Annotated in this window: 16 protein-coding genes; 9 read left to right on the forward strand and 7 right to left on the reverse strand. The window is 63.2% G+C overall.

The window, feature by feature from the left end:
- The 3 genes from HWE01_RS12135 to HWE01_RS12145 form a co-directional block, all read right to left on the reverse strand.
- On the reverse strand, window positions 1-917 hold a 917-nt coding region (locus HWE01_RS12135; protein ID WP_241821943.1), incomplete at its 3' end, for a cytochrome ubiquinol oxidase subunit I.
- Between the two features lie 6 nt (window positions 918-923).
- A complete protein-coding gene (gene cydP / locus HWE01_RS12140; RefSeq protein ID WP_008330171.1) occupies window positions 924-1184 on the reverse strand; it encodes a cytochrome oxidase putative small subunit CydP in 261 nt (86 codons plus the stop codon).
- A 5-nt stretch (window positions 1185-1189) separates the two neighbouring features.
- Window positions 1190-1759 (reverse strand): GbsR/MarR family transcriptional regulator, encoded by a 570-nt coding sequence (locus HWE01_RS12145; RefSeq protein ID WP_034350469.1) that lies wholly within the window; start codon window positions 1757-1759, stop codon window positions 1190-1192.
- A 433-nt stretch (window positions 1760-2192) separates the two neighbouring features.
- Here HWE01_RS12145 and HWE01_RS12150 point away from each other — a divergent pair, with 433 nt between their 5' ends.
- Window positions 2193-3344 carry an AI-2E family transporter gene (locus tag HWE01_RS12150; RefSeq protein ID WP_034350467.1) on the forward strand — a complete coding sequence of 384 codons (1152 nt, stop codon included), beginning with the start codon at window positions 2193-2195 and terminating at the stop codon, window positions 3342-3344.
- Here the strand turns inward: HWE01_RS12150 and HWE01_RS12155 are convergent.
- Window positions 3286-4740, reverse strand: coding sequence for a heavy metal sensor histidine kinase (locus HWE01_RS12155; protein ID WP_502798437.1), 1455 nt, complete (start codon window positions 4738-4740; stop codon window positions 3286-3288). The two genes, HWE01_RS12150 and HWE01_RS12155, sit on opposite strands and share 59 nt — an antisense overlap.
- On the reverse strand, window positions 4737-5408 hold the full coding sequence (locus HWE01_RS12160) for a heavy metal response regulator transcription factor (RefSeq protein WP_008330156.1): 672 nt from the start codon (window positions 5406-5408) through the stop codon (window positions 4737-4739). The genes HWE01_RS12155 and HWE01_RS12160 overlap by 4 nt, the downstream gene beginning before the upstream one ends.
- Window positions 5409-5641: 233 nt before the next feature.
- On the opposite strand from HWE01_RS12160, the gene msrP reads away from it, so the two are divergent.
- The 8 genes from msrP to HWE01_RS12200 all read left to right on the forward strand — a co-directional run bounded on the left by msrP (window position 5642) and on the right by HWE01_RS12200 (window position 16107).
- Window positions 5642-6610 (forward strand): protein-methionine-sulfoxide reductase catalytic subunit MsrP, encoded by a 969-nt coding sequence (gene msrP / locus HWE01_RS12165; RefSeq protein WP_008330155.1) that lies wholly within the window; start codon window positions 5642-5644, stop codon window positions 6608-6610.
- Between the two features lie 14 nt (window positions 6611-6624).
- Window positions 6625-7281, forward strand: a complete 657-nt coding sequence (msrQ, locus tag HWE01_RS12170) for a protein-methionine-sulfoxide reductase heme-binding subunit MsrQ (RefSeq protein ID WP_241821944.1) — start codon at window positions 6625-6627, stop codon at window positions 7279-7281.
- Between the two features lie 72 nt (window positions 7282-7353).
- Window positions 7354-8052 (forward strand): peptide-methionine (S)-S-oxide reductase MsrA, encoded by a 699-nt coding sequence (msrA, locus tag HWE01_RS12175; RefSeq protein ID WP_241821945.1) that lies wholly within the window; start codon window positions 7354-7356, stop codon window positions 8050-8052.
- Between the two features lie 55 nt (window positions 8053-8107).
- Window positions 8108-9820 carry a tetratricopeptide repeat protein gene (locus HWE01_RS12180; RefSeq protein WP_241821946.1) on the forward strand — a complete coding sequence of 571 codons (1713 nt, stop codon included), beginning with the start codon at window positions 8108-8110 and terminating at the stop codon, window positions 9818-9820.
- 271 nt (window positions 9821-10091) lie between these two features.
- Window positions 10092-11417, forward strand: a complete 1326-nt coding sequence (locus tag HWE01_RS12185) for a TolC family protein (RefSeq protein WP_241821947.1) — start codon at window positions 10092-10094, stop codon at window positions 11415-11417.
- Window positions 11418-11482: 65 nt separating this feature from the next.
- Window positions 11483-12358, forward strand: coding sequence for an EAL domain-containing protein (locus HWE01_RS12190; RefSeq protein WP_241821948.1), 876 nt, complete (start codon window positions 11483-11485; stop codon window positions 12356-12358).
- Between the two features lie 921 nt (window positions 12359-13279).
- Window positions 13280-15379 (forward strand): ATP-binding cassette domain-containing protein, encoded by a 2100-nt coding sequence (locus HWE01_RS12195; RefSeq protein WP_241821949.1) that lies wholly within the window; start codon window positions 13280-13282, stop codon window positions 15377-15379.
- Window positions 15380-15405: 26 nt separating this feature from the next.
- A complete protein-coding gene (locus HWE01_RS12200; protein WP_241821950.1) occupies window positions 15406-16107 on the forward strand; it encodes a biotin/lipoyl-containing protein in 702 nt (233 codons plus the stop codon).
- 187 nt (window positions 16108-16294) lie between these two features.
- On the opposite strand, the gene HWE01_RS12205 is transcribed toward HWE01_RS12200, so the two are convergent.
- On the reverse strand, window positions 16295-17509 hold the full coding sequence (locus HWE01_RS12205) for an ABC transporter substrate-binding protein (protein WP_241821951.1): 1215 nt from the start codon (window positions 17507-17509) through the stop codon (window positions 16295-16297).
- 124 nt (window positions 17510-17633) lie between these two features.
- Window positions 17634-18935, reverse strand: a complete 1302-nt coding sequence (locus HWE01_RS12210) for a hydroxymethylglutaryl-CoA reductase, degradative (protein ID WP_008330101.1) — start codon at window positions 18933-18935, stop codon at window positions 17634-17636.
- Window positions 18936-18985: the final 50 nt, after the last annotated feature.

Raw genomic sequence — 18985 nt, forward strand, 5'->3', positions numbered from 1 at the left:
TGGGTATCGACCGAGCGTGTCCCGATCAAGCCCAGTACGTAGGGAATCTTGATGGCGTAATCGGTGCGCTCTTCCTTGTCGTTGGGCAGGCCGAACAGGGTCAGGCCGGCCGGGGCGGGGTGGGTGTCCCACTCGGCTTCGATGGCGGCCAGCTTGACCTTGTTGACTTCACCGGCGGTATAGCCCGATTCATCCCCCAGGACGATCACCGAGAGCGTGGCGGCCAGGCCGAAACCGGCAGCCACGGCGAAGGAACGCAGCGCGAAGGCGGTATCACGCGCCTTGAGCAGATACCAGGCGGAGACCCCCAGCACGAACATGGAGGCCGTGACATAGCCCGCTGCCACGGTATGCACGAACTTGACCTGGGCCACCGGGTTGAAGATCACGTCGGTCATGCTGACCAGTTCCATGCGCATGGTCTCGAAGTTGAATTCGGCGCCCACCGGATTGTTCATCCAGCCGTTGGCGATGAGGATCCACAGCGCCGACAGGTTCGAGCCCAGCGCCACCAGCACGGTGACGATCAAATGCTGCTTGCGGGAGAGCTTGTCCCAGCCGAAGAAGAACAGGCCGACGAAGGTCGATTCCATGAAGAAGGCCATCAAGCCCTCGATGGCCAGCGGGGTGCCGAAGATGTCACCCACGTAGTGCGAATAGTAGGACCAGTTGGTGCCGAACTGGAATTCCAGGGTGATGCCGGTGGCCACGCCCATGGCGAAGTTGATGCCGAAGAGCTTGCCCCAGAAGCGGGTCATGTCCTTGTAGATCTGGTTGCCGGTCATGACATAGACCGACTCCATGATGACCAGGATCCAGGACAGGCCCAGGGTCAGGGGGACGAACAGGAAGTGATAGAGCGCCGTGACGGCAAACTGCAGCCGCGATAGCGAGACGACTTCATCGATGGGAACCATGTTGTGTTACTCCGTTTGTTGTTTGGCGGACAGGTCTTGAATTTGTTCGGTGCTTGCCGGCGGCGCGGTGAAGGACAGCATGCGCTGCTCCACCCGCTGCACCGGCATCTGCATGTGCTTGGCCTCGGGATGGGCGAAGAAGGTCCTGGCCAGCACCGTGATGAGGGCGATCTTGACTACCAGCAGCAGGGTGATCTCCACCCCCAGCGGCAGCTGGGTCAGGCGTGGCCAGCGCCACGGTCGTTTGCGGGATTGCGTGAGCTGCATCTGAATTACTCCTTGTCGTTGCTGCTGCCGAGGCGGAACTTGTCGCGCACGTCCAGCAGTTTCTTGACCTTGGAACCCATCTTCATCAATGACACCAGGGTCTCCGGCGAGAGGCGCTGCACATCGTCGAACCAGGAACTGGAGAGCTCGATCAGTTCATACATCTGGCGCATGCGCTTTTGCACTTCCTTGTCATCCTTGCTGCCGGGCGCTTCCAGCAGGGCATCGCGCAGCATCGAGAGGGTCGGTTCGATCTCGCGGCGGCGACGTTCCTCCAGCAGGACCTTGAAGATTTCCCAGATGTCGCCGGGCGGTTCGAAATATTCACGACGATCATTCGGCTTGTGCAGCAATTTCACCAGCCGCCAGGACTGCAGTTCCTTCAGGCCCATGCTCACGTTGGAGCGCGAAAAACTGAGGTATTCGGCAATCTCGTCGGCATTGAGCGGGCAGCCGCAGATATACAGCAGGGCATAGATCTGGCCCACCGTACGATTGATGCCCCAGCGGCTGCCCATCTCGCCGAAGTGGCTGATGAAGCGCTGCATGAGAGGACTGAGTACCTGTTTTTCCATGTTAAAAACTTTCGAAATTTCAGTAATTACTGAAATTTAAAGCAATTGCCTGACCCGTCGCAATGTCATGTTCTCGTGTATTTTCTGATAACAGATATCACTGATGAGAATGACACGCGCCCCGTGTGCATTCGCGGGCGCAGGTCGGCGGCAGGCTCAGGCGGCTGACAGGGCGGAGGAGACGTATGAATGTCTCTTCGTGACGACATCGCGTCTTGCGGACTTCCCGGTTCCGCAAGGACGCAGCCCTGAGTTCAGCATCTTGTCGCGCTGCATGAAGGTATTTTCACGCTTTCCTACACAGCCTGAAGGATTTGACTGATAGGAAACATGATGCGGATCAAATAAGGTGCAATCGCAGCTCAGCCGTAGCGGGGGCGGGGTGCTCCGTGACGCAGGTGAGGCGCGTCTGATTTTCCAAGGATGAATGTTTATGCTGGGTTTCGATTTTCGCGTCGCCAGGATCGTCTGGACCGTCTTCCTGGTGGCCTTGTTGCTCTACGTCACCTATACCATTTCGGCCACCGTGCTGGTGCTGGTGTTTGCCGTCTTCTTCAGTTATCTGGTCTATCCGCTGGTGGAGCAGATCGAGCGGGTACGCCCGGCCCGGGTGCCGCGTGCGGTTTCCATCGCAGTGGTGTTCGTGCTGGCCATCGGTATGGTGGCAGCGGTCGTGAGCATTTTCGGGGTGCGTATCCAGGAAGAGGCCTTGCGGCTGTCCGAACAGCTGCCGGCGCTGCTGCGCTCCAGCGATGCCGTCTCGCACATCCCGCTGCCGGGATTTGCCGAACCGCTGCGCGCGCGCATCCTCGGTTTCGTTCGCGACCAGCTCGCCAATGGTACCGACCAGGCCATGCCCTTGGCCAAGCAGTTCGGCGTGGGCGTGATGCACGCGGCCAGCAACCTGATCTACCTGGTGCTGGTGCCGGTCATCAGCTTCCTGCTGATCAAGGAGGCACCGGCCATGCGTGATGAAATTCTGTCCTGGATGAATCGTTCCAACCGCAAGCTGTGGGATGGCATCATCAAGGATCTGGACGTGCTGCTCTCGCGCTACGTACGGGCGCTGCTCTTGCTGGCCATTGCCACCTTCGTGGCCTACAGTATCGCCTTCTCCCTCATGGGCGTCCCCTACGCCATGCTGCTGGCGGGGCTGGCGGCGGTGCTGGAGTTCATTCCCTTTGCCGGCCCGCTGGCGGCCAGTGCGGCGGCGCTGGTGGTGGCCGGTTTCAGTGGCTATGACCACCTGCTGTGGCTGGTCGGCTTCATCGTCGCCTATCGGGTGTTTCAGGATTACGTGCTCAATCCCTATCTGATGAGCGAAGGCGTGGAGGTCAGCCCGCTGATGGTGATTCTGGGCCTCTTGGCCGGAGACCAGCTGGGCGGAGTGGCCGGCATCTTCCTCTCGGTGCCGGTGATGGCCGCCCTGAAGATCATCTTCACCCGCGCGTCGGCGGCGCAGAAGGCGCGCCGTGCTGCCGAAGCCCGCGAGGCCGAACTGGCGGCCCAGGCCGCGCAGAAGACCGTCAGTGCGGCGCCGGAAGCGGCCCCGACTGCGCTGCCGCCGCAGGGAAGAACAGGCTGAAGCGTATCCAGCCCGGCTGCGGACACTCCACCGCCGCCGCGCCACGATGCAGGGCCAGGATAGCCTTGACGATGGCCAGTCCCAGGCCATTGGATTCGGTGAAGGCGCTGCGCGAGCGGTCGCCGCGATAGAAACGGTCGAACATGCGTGCCATCGCCTGGGGCGTGACCCCCTCGCAGCGGTTGTCCACCAGGATGCGGCTGCCGCTGGCGTCCGCTGCGGCCTGGATGCGGATGACGCTGTCGGCCTGGCCGTAGCGCACCGCGTTGATGACCAGGTTGTTGACCGCACGGCGCCACATGTCGCGATTGGCATGGCAGATGCCTTGCGCCTGCAGTTCGAAACGCAGGCCGCGTTCGTCGGCGATGCCCTCGAAGTAATCGGTCACCTTGCCCAGTTCTTCATGCAGGTCCAGCGCGCTGCACTCCACTGCCAGCGTGGCATGGTCGGCCTGGGCCAGGAACAGGATGTTCTCGACGATGCGCGCGAGCCGCTGCAATTCTTCCACATTCGATTCGAGCAACTGTTCATATTCGTCCAGGCTGCGGCGCTGACCCAGCGCCACCTGGCTCTGGCCCATCAGCACGTTGATGGGGGTGCGGATCTCGTGGGCCAGGTCGCCGGAGAACTGTGCCAGGTGGTCATAGCCGGCCTCCAGTCGATCCAGCATGGCATTGAAGGACAGCGCCACGCGCCGCAGTTCGGCCGGCATGCCGTGCTGCTCCAGGCGGGTCGACAGATGGTCCGGCGTGATCTGGGCGGCGCGCTGGCTCATGGCCTCCAGCGGTTGCAGTCCGCGCCGCAACAGCACGAATCCCAACAGCGAGGTCAGCAGGATCGCCGCCCCGGCGGCCCCGGCGATACGCCAGCGGTAGCTGTGCATCATGCGGCTTTCCTGCACCATGACGTAGGCCGCGACGATCTCCACGCGGTTGCCGCCCTGGCCACCCTGGCCGACATCGGCCAGGGCCGATACCCAGCGCACCCGCACGCCATCGGTCCGATAGCTGGTCTGCAGGCTGGCCGAGCTGACCGGGCTGCCCACCGGCAGCGGCGTCATCGGTGGCGGCACCAGATGGTCGGGATTGCTCTGGATGAAGGGCGCGCCTCCCTGGCGACGGAAGATGCGCACATCCTGCTCGTTGCCCATCATGCTTTCGAAAAGGGCGGGGCGCTGCTCCATCTGCTCGACGTTGTACAGATCGTGCATCAGGTTGCGGAAGTGCTCCACCCGCCCGATCAGCGCCTGGTCGGCACGCTGCGAGAGCGCCTCGCCGGCGGCGCGGTCCAGGTAGACGCCCAGGCCGGTCACCACCAGCGCGGTCATCAGGGCGAACAGGGCAGTGACCCGGGCGGTCAGGGTCCAGCCGCGCACGGGGGGAAGCGCGGCGCTCACGGCGTTTCCGAGAACATGTAGCCGACGCTGCGCACGGTGTGGATCAGTTTCTTCTCGAAGGGGGCATCGATCTTGGCGCGCAGGCGCTTGATGGCGACATCGACCACGTTGGTGTCGCTGTCAAAGTTCATATCCCAGATCTGCGAGGCGATCACGGTGCGGGACAGGGCTTCACCCTGGCGCTTGATGAGCAGGTGCAGCAGCATGAATTCCTTGTTGGTCAGCGCGATGTTGACACCCTGGCGCGTGACCTTGTGGCGCACGTGGTCCAGTTGCAGGTCGGCGATCTCGTAGACCTCGGCTTCACGCGTGACGCCGCGGCGCAGCAGGGTGCGGATGCGCAGGACCAGCTCGGTGAAGGAAAAGGGCTTGACCAGATAGTCGTCGGCGCCCAGTTGCAGACCGCGGATACGGTCTTCCACCTGGTCCTTGGCCGTCAGGAACAGCACCGGCAGATCGCGCTTGCTGCGCAGCGCGCTCATGACCTGCCAGCCATCCAGGCCCGGCAGCATCACGTCCAGCACCACCAGGTCGTAGTCCTGCTCCAGCGCCATGTGCAGGCCGTCGCTGCCGGTGCGGGCCAGGTCGACGGCATAGCCGGATTCGCGCAAGCCTTTGCGCAGATAGTCACCGGTCTTGGGGTCGTCTTCGATTACCAGGATGGCCATGCTGTGGGGAAACCGTGAAAGTCAGGGGAAAGGCCGCTGCAAAGGCGGCCGGGATCGGGGAGAATGGCTGGAAAATGCACTCGATTCTAGCAATGGAGGGATTTTTCTTCATGACAAAATTGTCATCAAATCGACACCCGCGCGTCACCGCAGGGGTTTTACCATGACTTTCCTCCGTCAAGGTCCAGACCTTGTCGCCGCTTTGCATTCATCTCTTTTTTTCGGAGTGCACCATGCTGATCAAGATCCGTCCCGACCAGATTGACATCCCGACCGCCTCCGAGATCACCCCGCGTGATCTCTACCTGTCGCGCCGCAGCTTCATGGCGCGCGCGGCGGCCGGTGCCGCACTGGCCGGCGGCATGGGCGCGCTGCCGCAGGCGTTCGCGCAGCAGGGCCGGAAACTGCCGGCCCATCTCAACAACGCCTATGCGGTCATGGACAAGCAGACCGCCTACAAGGACGCCACCAGCTACAACAATTACTACGAATTCGGCACCGACAAGGCCGATCCGGCCAAGAATGCCGGCACCCTCAAGACCAGCCCCTGGACCGTCGACATCGAAGGCGAGGTCAAGAAGCCCATGACGCTGGATCTGGACGCCCTCACCAAGCTGGCGCCGCTGGAAGAGCGCATCTATCGCATGCGTTGCGTGGAAGGCTGGTCGATGGTGATTCCCTGGATCGGCTATTCGCTCTCGGCCCTGATCAAGAAGGCCGAGCCGACCGGCAATGCCAAGTACGTCGAATTCGTCACCCTGGCCGACAAGAAGCAGATGCCCGGCCTGTCCACGCCCATCCTGAACTGGCCGTATCGTGAAGGTTTGCGCATGGACGAGGCCAATCACCCGTTGACCCTGCTGACCCTGGGCATGTACGGCGAAGTGCTGCCCAATCAGAACGGGGCACCGGTGCGCATCATCGTGCCCTGGAAATACGGTTTCAAGTCGGCCAAGTCCATCGTCAAGATCCGTTTCGTCAAGGACGAGCCCAAGACCGCCTGGAACCTCTACGCACCGCAGGAATACGGTTTCTATTCCAACGTCAACCCCAACGTCGACCACCCGCGCTGGTCGCAGGCCACCGAGCGGCGCATCGGTGAGGACGGCTTCTTCGCACCCAAGCGCAAGACGCTGATGTTCAACGGATACAACGACGTAGCCAGCCTGTACACCGGCATGGACCTGCGCAAGTTCTTCTGAAGCCGGGACCGCCCATGCAGCTTGCCCCCGCCGCCTTGCGCACCTTGAAGCCCCGCACCGTCACGCTACTGTGGTGGCTGTTCCTGGCACTGGCCTTCGTCCCGCTGGGGCGGCTGGTCGCGCTGGGCTTGAGCGGCGGGCTGGGTGCCAACCCGCTGGAATTCATCACTCACAGCACCGGGGACTGGACCCTGTACCTGTTCTGCATCACCCTGGCCGTCACGCCCCTGCGCAAGATCACCGGCTTGAACTGGCTGGTGCGCATGCGGCGCATGCTGGGGCTGATGGCGTTTCTGTATCTGTGCCTGCACTTCACGACCTTCGTCTGGTTCGATCACTTCTTCGACCTGGGCGAGATCTGGAAGGACATCGTCAAGCGCCCCTTCATCACCGTCGGTGTACTGGCACTGCTGCTGTCCATCCCGCTGGCCATCACCAGTACCAACGGCATGGTGCGGCGCCTGGGCGGCAAACGCTGGCAGGTCCTGCATCGTCTGATCTACCTGATCGTGCCGCTGGGCGTGCTGCATTACTGGTGGGACAAGGCCGGCAAGAACCTGATCGCCCAGCCGCTGTTGTTTGCGGTGCTGGTCGGGGTGATGCTCGCACTGCGCCTGCTGTGGCGGCTGAACCGGGTGTCGAGCGCGCCGGGACAACCCGTGCGACGCTGAAATCTTCCTGTTTCCCTTCTCTGAACTGATCGTTTGATCCGATTTTCCGGATTGTCTTCTGGGAGTCCTGCCATGTCTCTGTTCAAACCTGCCGTCCTGGCCTCAGCTGCCAGCCTTTGCCTGGCGCTGGCCTGTGCTTCCACCTTGGCCGCCGAAGCGGCCGTGGCCGTTCCCGCACCCAGCGGCAAGGCCGTGCTGCCGTCCACCGCCAGCAGCGCCACCGTGGTGCTGGCCGGTGGCTGTTTCTGGGGTGTGCAGGGGGTGTTCCAGCATACCCGGGGAGTATTGCAGGCGGTCTCCGGCTATGCCGGTGGCAAGGCGGATTCGGCCACCTATCCCATGGTCAGTTCGGGGGCCACCGGTCATGCCGAAGCGGTACAGGTGACCTATGATCCGCGCAAGATTTCCTACGGCCAGATCCTGCAGATCTATTTTTCCGTGGCGCATGACCCGACCCAGCTCAATCGCCAGGGACCGGATCATGGTACGCAATACCGCTCGGCCATTTTCACCTCCAGCAACGATCAGGCCCAGGCAACCCAGGCCTACATTGCCCAGATCAACGCCGCCAAGGTCTTCAGCGCCCCCATCGTGACCCAGGTGGCACCGCTGCAAGGCTTCTATCGCGCCGAGGATTACCACCAGGACTACGCCACCCTGTATCCCGACCAGCCCTACATCGCCTACAACGATCTGCCCAAGATCAACAATCTGCAGAAGATGTATCCGGCCCTCTATCGCGCCGATCCGGTGCTGGTGTTCAAGCACTGACCCGGTGGCCGGGCAGGGATGAGACAATACGCGGCTCTGTCTCATCCCGCCCGCCATGAACACCACCGATACCCTGCGCCTCGCCCTCGACCATTTCCACCAGGACGACTATCCCGCTGCCGAGCGCCTGCTGTTCTCCCTGCTGGAGAGCCATCCCCGGCACGCCGATGCGCTGCAACTGCTGGGCAGTGTCGTGGCCGCCCAGGGGCGCTTCGAGGAAGCCGCCCTGGCCTGGCAGCAGGCCCTGCCGCTGGTGGACCCCGACAGCGAGCAGGCCCTTGCCCTGCGCTATCGCCTGGGCCGTGCCTTCTACGAGCAGGGACGTCATGAAGATGCCTTCCTGCTCTATCGCGACCTGATCGAAGCCGGGCATGAACGCCCCGAGTTCTTCGTTGCCGCTTCCGCCGCCTTGCTGGGCATGTCGCCCTCCGGCAAGAACGATCTCCAGGCCCTGGCCTTGCTGGAAGAGGCGCTGCAGCGCAATCCCGATGTGCCCGATACCTGGCACCGCAAGGCCCGCCTGCACGAGCGCTTGCGCCAGTGGGAAGCCGCCCGCCAATGTCTGCGCCAGGTACTGCTGCGCTTCGATCAGCGGGCGCAATACTGGCTGGATGCGGGGTTGATCGAACATGCCTCGGGGGAGTACCAGGAAGCCCTGCGTTACTACGACCAGGCCCTGATCCTCGACCCCGATCTGGTGGATGCCCACGTCAGCCGTGGCACCACGCTGGCGCGCCTGCGCGAGCACGAGGAAGCCATCGACAGCTTTTGTCGCGCCCTGCGCATGAACGCCGCCGACGCCGATGCCCACGTCAACCTGGCGCTGTCGCTGCTGGTGCTGGGTCGGCTGCAAGAAGCCTGGCCGCTCTACGAATGGCGCTGGGAAGGGCGCGGCGCCGATCCTTACCGCCACGCCGCCATCCCGCCCTGGAACGGCGGCAGTTCGCTGGCCGGCAAGCGCATCCTGCTGTGGGCCGAGCAGGGGCAGGGCGATACCATCCAGTTCAGCCGCTATGTGCAGCAGATGGTCGAGGCCGGGGCCGAGGTGGTGTTGGAGATTCCGGAAAGTTTGTTCACCCTGATGCAGCAGCTGCCCCTGGCCGCGCGCATTGAACTGGTCGCCTCCGGCAGCGCCCTGCCCCCGGTGGACTACCAGCTGCCGCTGATGAGCCTGCCGCTGGTGTGCAATACGACGATGGACAATATCCCGGCACCGGTACCCTACCTGAATGTTCATATCGCCCTGAAAGCGCAGTGGGAACGGCATCTGGACGGCCTGGCCCCGCGTGTGCCGGGACAGGTGCGCGTGGGCATCGTCTGCTCGGGCAATCCGGGCAACCTCAATGATGCCCGCCGGTCCATCGCGCTGGCCCGCTTTGCCGCGCTGGAGAAGGCGCGCGAGGGGGTGTCCTTGTTCGTGATCCAGCCCGACCTGCGCCCCGAGGATGCGCAGTGGCTGCAGCAGGCCGGGCCGCAATGGCATGCCGTAGGGGAGGGCATCCGTGACTTCGCCGATACGGCGGCGGCACTCTCCTGCATGGATCTGGTCATCAGCGTCGATACGGCCGCCGCCCACCTGGCCGGTGCACTGGGCTTGCCGGTCTGGATCGCGCTGCCGTATGCCGCGGACTGGCGCTGGTTCCTGCAACGCCATGACTCGCCCTGGTATCCCACCGCCCGGCTGTTCCGCCAGCAGCGTGCAGGAGATTGGGACGAAGTGATGACCCTGCTGCGCGCAGCCCTGGCAGTCGCCTCGTTCTCCTCCTGAATCCGCCCGAAAGACAGCGGCATCACGCCGCTGCACCGGACCTGGCAATCGCGCCGGGCCGCGTCCGTGCGGCGCGCATCTTGATCCTCATTCCATTCCTCGAAGTTTTTCGAGGCGATATGAAGCTTTCTGCACCAAGGGACAATTAGTCGCTCCTGTCGTTTCCGCGATCATCCAAAGCCTATTCTCGTTTCCCGCCAGTGCGGCTGCCGTGTCGGTCGGATTTCCGCGAGGGTCCGCAGCGGACGAGAGCAACCCAACATGAGCGCAGATGAACGACACTCTTTCCCCTGGCCGCGCGCGCGGCCCGCAGTCTTTCCGGACCTCGGTCATGCAGCGCGGCACCCGCCGCTTCACGGCCGTACTGGCGGCCTCGCTGGCGGTGCTGAGCCTGCCTGCCGGGGCCGTCACCCTGGGTGAGCTGGTGCAGCAGGCCGCCTTCAACAATCCCGCTGCCGTGGCCCGCCAGCGCGCCGTCGACGCCGCCGGCGAGAGCATCTCCTCGGCCAGATGGCAATTCTTCCCCACGCCCTCGATGTCGGTCGAACGCGCTGGCGCGACCAGCAAGCGGGACGTGTCCTACGGTGGCGACGACACCGTCGTCATCCTGCGCCTGCAACAGACGCTGTGGTCCGGTGGCCGCCTGACGGCACAGCTGGAGCAGGCCGGTCACAACCGCACCTCGGCCGAGGAAGCCCTGCGTGAGCAGCGCTTCCGCCTGGCTGAGCAGGTCATTTCGCAATACAGCCTGTGGGTGCGCTCGGACCTGGCGGCCGAGGCCAACCAGAAGAACCTGAAGGCGCTGGAGGACTTCCTCGCACAAAGCCAGCGCCGCGAGAAGGAAGGCGCTGCCGCGCGCGTGGACGTGACCCTGGTGCGGGGGCGCCGAGACCAGGCGCTGACCGACCTGCTGGGCGCCAAGGCCAGCCGCCAGTCGGCCCGGCTGCAACTGGAGCAACTGGTCGGCCTGCCCTTGCGCGACGAGGAACTGCGCGCCGATGTGGTGAAGCTGTCCATCAGCGAGGAGCTGCCTGTGCTCACCGAGAGCATGCTCCAGAGCAGTCCGCTGCTCAAGCGGCTGCGTGCCGATGCCAAGGTGCAGGAATCGGCCATCCGGATCCGTAGCGCTTCCTACTGGCCTGAAGTCTACGCCCGCCTGGAACACCAGCGCGGCAACTTCAGCGTCGCCCACACCCCCGATGCCAACCGCGCCTTCATCGGCATGCAGATGCAGCTGGGCGCCGGCCTGTCGCTGGGCTCCGAAGTGGCGGCTGCACAGGGACGCTACGAGTCGGCCGTGCTGGCGGTGGATGCCGCCCGGCTGGAACTGATTTCGCAGATCGCCGCCACCTATACCGAATATCAGCAGGCCGAGGCGCGCTCGCGCAACCTGGAGGACGTGGCGTTGTCGTCCGAGGAGGTGCTGGCCTCCTACACTCGCCAGTATCTCTCCGGCCGACGCTCCTGGCTGGACGTGATGAATGCCGCGCGTGAGGTGGTACAAACCGACCTGCAAAAGGCCGACGTCACGGCCATGATCATTGCCAACGGCCGCAAGCTGCAATTGTGGGCGTATGGACTGGACCAGGTGCGCTGAACATCATCCTGCGCGCCGGCGGTGACCTGAAGAGATACCGCAGCGCGTCTGCAGCCGGGAGGATCATGATCACCAAAGCGCAGTTCAGGCGCGCCATCCAGCGCGAGGAATTCATCGTCGTCTATCAGCCCATCGTGGTGCTGGCCGACGGTCGCTGCGCCGGCGCCGAAGTCCTGGTGCGCTGGCAGCGCGAGAATGGCGCGCTGCTCGCTCCCGATCACTTCCTGCCGGCGGCGCAACGGCACGGTTACCTCGATGCCATCACCGATCTGGTGCTGGCACAGTCCCTCAACGACATGGCCCCGACGCTGCGCGCCCATCCGCAGCTGCATCTGGCCATCAACATCCCGGCCCAGGACGTCAACAGCGGCAGGATACTGAAGGCGCTCGATGCTGCTCTGGCCGCCACCGGCGTGGCGCCCGCCCAGCTCTGGCTGGAGATTACCGAGGGCAGCAGCATGGAAACCCGGGCCAGCCGCATGACCTTGTCCGAGGCGCGTTGCAGGGGGCATGTCATCGCGCTGGACGATTTCGGCACCGGTTATTCCTGCCTGCGCTATCTGCACGAACTGCCCTGTGATGTCCTCAAGCTGGATCGCAGCTTCGTCACCGGTATCGGCAGCGATACCCCGCCGCATCCGGTACTGGGCTGCATCATCGACCTGGCCCACAAGCTCCGGCTGGCCATCGTGGCCGAGGGCGTGGAAACGGCGGCACAGGCGAGCTTTCTGGATCAGGCCGGGGTCCACTATGCGCAGGGCTGGTATTACGCGCGACCCATGCTGGCCGGTGAATTTTCCCGCTATTGCAGCATGTCGCAGAGTGCATTGGCGTTGTTGCCCGCCCAGCCTGCCTCCACCTCGCAGTGTGCTCCCGCCGTCGATGAGGTTCGCGTGGAAACGGCAGCAGGGATGGCGTCATCCTTGATCCCCCTGACCTGAGGGCGGTCTTCGCAGGCGCTGCTTTGGCTGACTCCGCACTGGCTTTTTTACGCTCTTCTGCGACGTTTTTTTCAGATATGTGCTGCCCCAATCGCCGAAGTTTTCCTTTCCTTTTTAAAACTTCATATCGCCAGCACCATAGGACAATTATTCTGGAAGAAAATGTTAGATAAAGTCACCTACGCGTCGCTGTTCATGGTCTAGCGGAGACGCTGTCACCAACGCTGACTTTTGTCGGATTATTCGGTGGCGAATGGCAACAAGCTCCCCTCGGGTTGCAGATGATTCGAGGGGAGTTCTTTTGTTGTAGGCCGCTTATGAAGAGGCTTTCAGGCGACATAGCGTATTGCTTTGATTGTCGCGACAGAGCAGGCAGGCTTTCTCTTCACTTGCACACTTTCTTCTCTCCACATCTCTCATAGAGAGACATCAAGTCGATTAGACAATATTCGTCATTTACTTAGTTTTTTGAGAATGGAAAATATGTCCACGATGAACTAAAGGACAATTAAAAATTTCTATATTTTCAAAGATCATTAGCCTCATTGACGATCTGCCGCAGCGCCTGATTCCGGACGTGATCTCCCTCGGTTTCGCCCCCTTCCGCTAGCGTGGCGAAACACCATCGATGACGTCATCCGGGTTTTTTCTGGCATTACGCGACGCATCGTCTGAGGGGTTTCCTCCTGCTTTTCGCTCTCACTGTCGATCAAGCCGAGTCCGTCCTGAAACGAGGCGTCTTCGACAGTCCTTCCCGTGAAGGAAGGCCGATCGTCGCCGCTGATACCAAACCAAACGAATCGCCATGAGAAAGCACATCCATTCCTGTCCCAGATTGCCGCATCCAGCCTGCGCCGCAACGGGCAACGCTCACGCCCAGTCGCAAGCTGGCTGCATTGCCGCTCTGCCGGGGGTCTCCCCATGAGCGAGCTGGCATCTTCCCTTGCATGGGCCGTGACGACCGCCGCGCGGCGTCACGGTGTGGTCATCGACAGCGTGCGACTCAATGCAGCCATTGCCAGCGCGATGGGAAAAAATGCTGCGGCCGATATGGATATCAATGCGCTGTGTGGCGCCCTGAGTCTGCCCAAGGCACAGCATCTGGACAAGCCCGAGCGTGCCCAGCTGCCCATGCTGGGCGTGGTCGGTGAGCGTGGCTGGGGCGTCATCGTCGACCAGCGTCCCGACGGTCGCTGGATCTTCATCAGTGAAGAAGGGCATGCCCTCATCAGCGACAGTGATCTGGAAGAGGGCGCCTACAAGTTCGATTTTGCCGCCCTGAGCAGCAAGGAAGAACAGCACGGTTTCGAGCGTGTCTTCAAGGAGGCGCTGGCCGAGTTCCGTCCCGTCATCCTCGAAGTGGTCATCGCCTCGGTGGTCATGAGCATCATCGCCCTGGGGGCGTCGATCTTCTCCATGCAGGTCTACGACCGCGTCATTCCCACCCACGGCGTGGCCACGCTGATCGTGCTGGCCATCGGCGTTTCGCTGGCCATCCTCTTCGAGCTGGGCATGAAGTTCGCGCGCTCGCACATCATGGACAACGTCGTGTCCGGCCTCGATGCCAAGCTCTCGCAGGCCCTCTTCGAACGCCTGCTGTCAGTGCGGGTGGACCAGCTGCCCGGCTCGGTGGGCAGCCTGGCCGGTCAGTTGCGCGGCTATGAGCAGATCCGTTCCTTCTACACCTCGCAGACGCTCTTTACGCTGGTGGACCTGCCGCTGGGATTGCTGTTCGTCCTGGTGATCGCCTTCATCGCCAGTCCGTGGATGGCGCTGGTGCCGACCCTGTTCGGGCTGACTGCCATCGGCATCGGCTACCTCTCCAACCGCAAGGTGGTGCGCCTGGCCGACAAGAGCGCCGCCGCCTCCAACCTCAAGACCGGCCTGCTGGTGGAGACGGTGGAAGGGGTGGAAACCATCAAGTCCGGTTCCGGGGGCTGGAAGTTCCTCTCGCGCTGGATCGATGTGAGCGCCGAATCCATCCGCAGCGACATGGCCATGCGCGCCATTGGCGACCATGCCGGTTACATCGCCGCCATGCTGCAGCAACTGAGTTATTCCACCACCGTCATCGTCGGTTCCTTCCTGGTCATCAACGGCCAGATCACCATGGGTGCGCTCATTGCCTGTTCCATCCTGGGCGGCCGCATCCTGGCGCCGGTGGCGATGATCCCCGGGCTGATGGTGCAGCGCGCCCACACCAAGGCCACCCTGGCCGGCCTGGAAAAGATCTATGCGCTGCAAACCGACCAGGGCGGTGAGCGCCAGCTCACGCCTGACAGCCTGCGCGGCGAGTTCCGCGTGGAAGAAGTCAAATTCACCTATGCCGGCAGCATGCTCAATGCCATGAGCATCGACCAGCTCAGCATCAAGGCCGGCGAGCGCGTTGCCATCCTGGGCCCGATCGGTGCCGGCAAGTCCACCATCCTGCGACTGCTGTCGGGCCTGTACCGGCCGCAGCAGGGGCGCATCCTCATCGATGGCCTGGACATGGCCAACATCAATCGCCTGACACTGAACCAGCATATCGGCTACCTCCAGCAGGATCACCGTCTGTTCGTCGGCACCCTGCGCGAGAACCTGCTCATCGGTCTGCCCGATCCCGGCGACGAAGCGCTGCGGCAGGTCATGGAGCGTACCGGCCTGCTGCGTCTGGTCTCCGCCCATCCCAAGGGACTGGATCTGCCAATCCAGGAGGGCGGACGCGGCCTCTCCGGCGGGCAGCGCCAACTGGTGGCCTTTACCCGGCTGCTGCTGTGTCGGCCCGACATCTTCCTGCTCGACGAGCCGACCGCGTCCATGGATGAAGACCTGGAGCGTCACTGCCTGAGCGTGCTCAATGAAGAAATCAGCGGCGGTCGCACCCTCGTGGTGGTGACCCACAAGCCAGCCTTCCTGCCCATGGTGGACCGCGTCATCGTGGTGGTCGGCAACCGCGTCGTGCTCGACGGTCCGCGTGATGCCGTCCTCGCCCGCCTGCGTGGCGAAACGCCTGGCACCAACGCCGTCACCGTTGCCTGAGGCCCGCCATGACCATGACATCAAAGATGAATCCAATCAAATCCCACAACCACAACCCGTTGGTATCGGCGCGCTGGATGCTGCGCCTGTCCATGTTCAGTGTCGTGCTGCTGCTGGTCTGGGCTGCATTGAGCCCCATCGATCAAGTGACTCGCGCGCAGGGGCAGGTGATCGCCGTTTCCCGTACCCAGTCGGTACAGGCACCCGATGGCGGGCCGGTCAAGCAGATCCTGGTCAAGGAGGGCGAATCCGTCAAGCAGGGCCAACTGCTGATGGTGCTGGAACAGGACCGCATCCAGACTTCCCTCAACGACAGCCGCGCCAAGGTGGCCGCGCTGCGGATCAGCCTGGCGCGCCTGCGGGCCGAAGTGTACGGCCAGCCCCTGGTGTTTGATCCCGACCTGCTGGACTACAAGGAATACATCGCCAACCAGAAGGATCTGTACATCAAGCGCAAGACCCTGATCGACCAGGATCTGCAAGCCTTGAATGACATGCTCGGCCTGGCCTCGCAGGAACTGGAGATGAACCGCAACCTGGAGAAGACCGGCGACGTCGGCCGCGCCGACGTGCTGCGGCTACAGCGCAATGTGGCCGACATCCGGGCGCAGATCAACAACAAGCGCAACAAGTATTTCCAGGAAGCGCTGGTGGACATGACCAAGGTCCAGGAAGACCTCAACACCCAGCGCGAACAGCTGGAAGACCGCACCCAGGTGCAAGAGTAGGTGCAAGACCCGGTCAAGGCAAGTCGTTGATGTAAAGAGCGCACGGATCGTCAAGGAAGCGCCAGGTCGTCCACCCGGCAGATCAAGCATGAAGGGCGAGACCCGCCCCGCAGGTCCCGCCCTCCAACTGCTGAACCTGCCGGCCGGCCAGGGCCCGCAGGTTTTGCTCTGAAACTTCACCTTGCCATCATTGCTTGAGCAGACTGCACTTGGAATCCGCCACGCTGGTGAAGGCTTGTTCACCTGGGATGGTTTCCAGCAATTTCAGGTAATCCCAGGGCTTCTTGGACTCGGCCGGTGACTTCACCTGGTACAGGTACATGTCGTGGATGTTGCGTCCATCGGCGCGGATGTAGCCCTTGTTGTAGAAATCATCGATGCGGGTCTTCTTCAATTGCGCCATCACCTTGGTGGAATCATCGGTGCCGACCGCCTCCACCGCCTTCAGATAGGTCATGGTGGCCGAATAGGCCGCCGCCTGGTGGGTACTGGGCATTTTCTTCATCTTCTGGAAGAAACGCTCGGCAAACTTGCGCGAAGGTTCGTCCTTGTCCCAGTACCAGCTGTCGGTCATCATCAGACCCTCGGCATTGGCCAGTCCCAGGGCGTGGATGTCGTTGATGACCATGAGCAGACCCACCAGCTTCATGGTCTTGGTCACGCCGAATTCCTTGGCGGCCTTGATCGAATTGACGGTGTCCTCGCCCGCATTGGCCAGACCCAGAATCTGTGCCTTGGAGGCCTGCGCCTGCAGCAGGAAGGACGACAGGTCCGAGGACTGCGGCGGATGCTTGATCGAACCGACCACCGTCCCGCCGCTGGCCTTGACCACCGCGCTGGTGTCATTGGCCAGCGAATGGCCGAAGGCATAGTCCGCCACCAGGAAGAACCAGGACTTCCCGCCCTGCTTGATCACCGCGCTGGCCGTGCCCTTGGCCAGGGCCACGGTGTCATATTCGTAGTGCACGGTGTAGGGGGTGCATTCCTCGTTGGTCAGGCGCGCGGTGCCGGCTCCGATGTTGATGTAGACGCGCTTCTTCTCGGCCATCACCTTGTTCATCGACAAGGCCGTGGCCGAATTGACGCCGCCGATGAGCATGTCCAGGCCGCGTTCGTCGGCCCATTCGCGGGCGCGGGTGGCGGCGATGTCGGCCTTGTTCTGGTGGTCCGCCGAGAGGATCTCGATGGGCTTGCCCAGCACCTTGCCACCATGGTCGGCCACCGCCATGCGGATCGCTTCCAGTCCACCCAGGCCGTCGGTGTCGGCATAGGGGCCGGACATGTCGGTGATGAAACCGATGCGTACCACGTCATCGGATACCTGGGCCCAGGCCGGGCCCGAAAACATGCCTGCGATGGCACAGGCGGCTGCCAGCTTGCGCAGCTTGCTCGATGGGATCATGCGTTTGTCTCCTCGTCTTGATTGGCCGCTGGGCGGCTCGGGGTCATGCGCTTGTCGCTGCTTGAGTTGCTTGAGTTGCTTGAGTTGCTTGAGTTGCTTGAGTTGGTTGAGGTGCGTCATCGCTTCAGCCGCGGCGCTCGGCCAGCAGCGATTTGGCGTAATCCACGCGCACATCGTGGCGCGCCACCATTTGCTGGACCAGCCAGTCCATCTCGTGCGCTTCGGCGCCGGCGGCCAGCGCGATGTTGCGCGCATGCAGCGCCATGTGGCCGCGCTGGATACCTTCGGTCGCCAGTGCGCGCAGGGCCGCCATGTTCTGCGCCAGGCCCACGGCCACCGCGACCTCGGCCAGTTCCTGTGCGGATTGCACGCCCAGGATCTTGAGCGCGGCGCGCGCCGCCGGATGGGTCTTGGTGGCGCCCCCTACCAAACCGACCGGCATGGGAATCTCCAGGGTGCCGACCAGGTCGCCATCGGCAGCAATTTCCCAGTGCGTCAGCGAAGTGTAGCGGCCATGACGGCAGGCGTAGGCGTGGGCGCCGGCTTCCACCGCGCGCCAGTCATTGCCGGTGGCGACGATGACCGGATCGATGCCGTTCATGATGCCCTTGTTGTGGGTGGCCGCGCGGTAGGGGTCGACGGCAGCAAATTCATACGCATCGACGATGCCATCGATGACTTCCTCGCCGCTGTAAGCGCTGGTGGCGAGGACCTCTGCAGAAACCTTCACCCTGGCTCGCGCCAGGCGCAGGTCGGCCAGGTTGGAGAGGATGCGCAGCCGCACCTTGCCGCCGGTGATCTCCTCGATATGCCCGGCCACCGCCTCGGCCATGGTGTTGACGGTATTGGCGCCCATGGCGTCGCGCACGTCCACGATCAGGTGGGTCACCACCATGGCGCCACGCCGGGTGTCCGGGAAGACGTGGACTTCAATGTCCCGGCACCCGCCGCCGAGGTCGTTGAGCACCTTGTCACGGCTGTTGGCGATGTCGATGATGGCCTGGCGGTCCTTGAGGATGGCCAGCCGCGCTCCATGCGGATCGGTCACGCCGAGCAGCTGGATCTGGGCGCGCATGAGGGGTGTACTGCTGGAGGTCTGGAAGCCGCCGCAGGCGCGCACCAGCTTGGCCATGAAGGAGGCAGCGGCCACCACCGAGGGTTCCTCAACGGCCATCGGCACCAGCACGTCGCGGCCGTTGAGCTGGAAGTAGCCCGCCACGCCCAGCGGCAGCTGGAAGGTGCCGACCACGTTCTCGATCATGCCATCGGCCGTGCCCAGCGGCAGGCCGCCAGGTTGGCCCAGCAAGGCTTGCTCGCCTTCTCCCAGTCCGGCCAGTCGGGCGATTTCGGCCAGGCGTTGGGGCGGGGTCAGGGTGCGGAATCCGGGCAGTCGCGAATCGCTGGCGGAGTGGGTGTCACTGTGCATGCGCTTGTCTCTCTTTTGGTCGTGATATGAAGGCTTGTGAAAGGGCAGCG

The sequence above is a fragment of the Herbaspirillum sp. C7C8 genome, assembly GCF_022627875.1.
Taxonomy (GTDB): Bacteria; Pseudomonadota; Gammaproteobacteria; order Burkholderiales; family Burkholderiaceae_D; genus Herbaspirillum.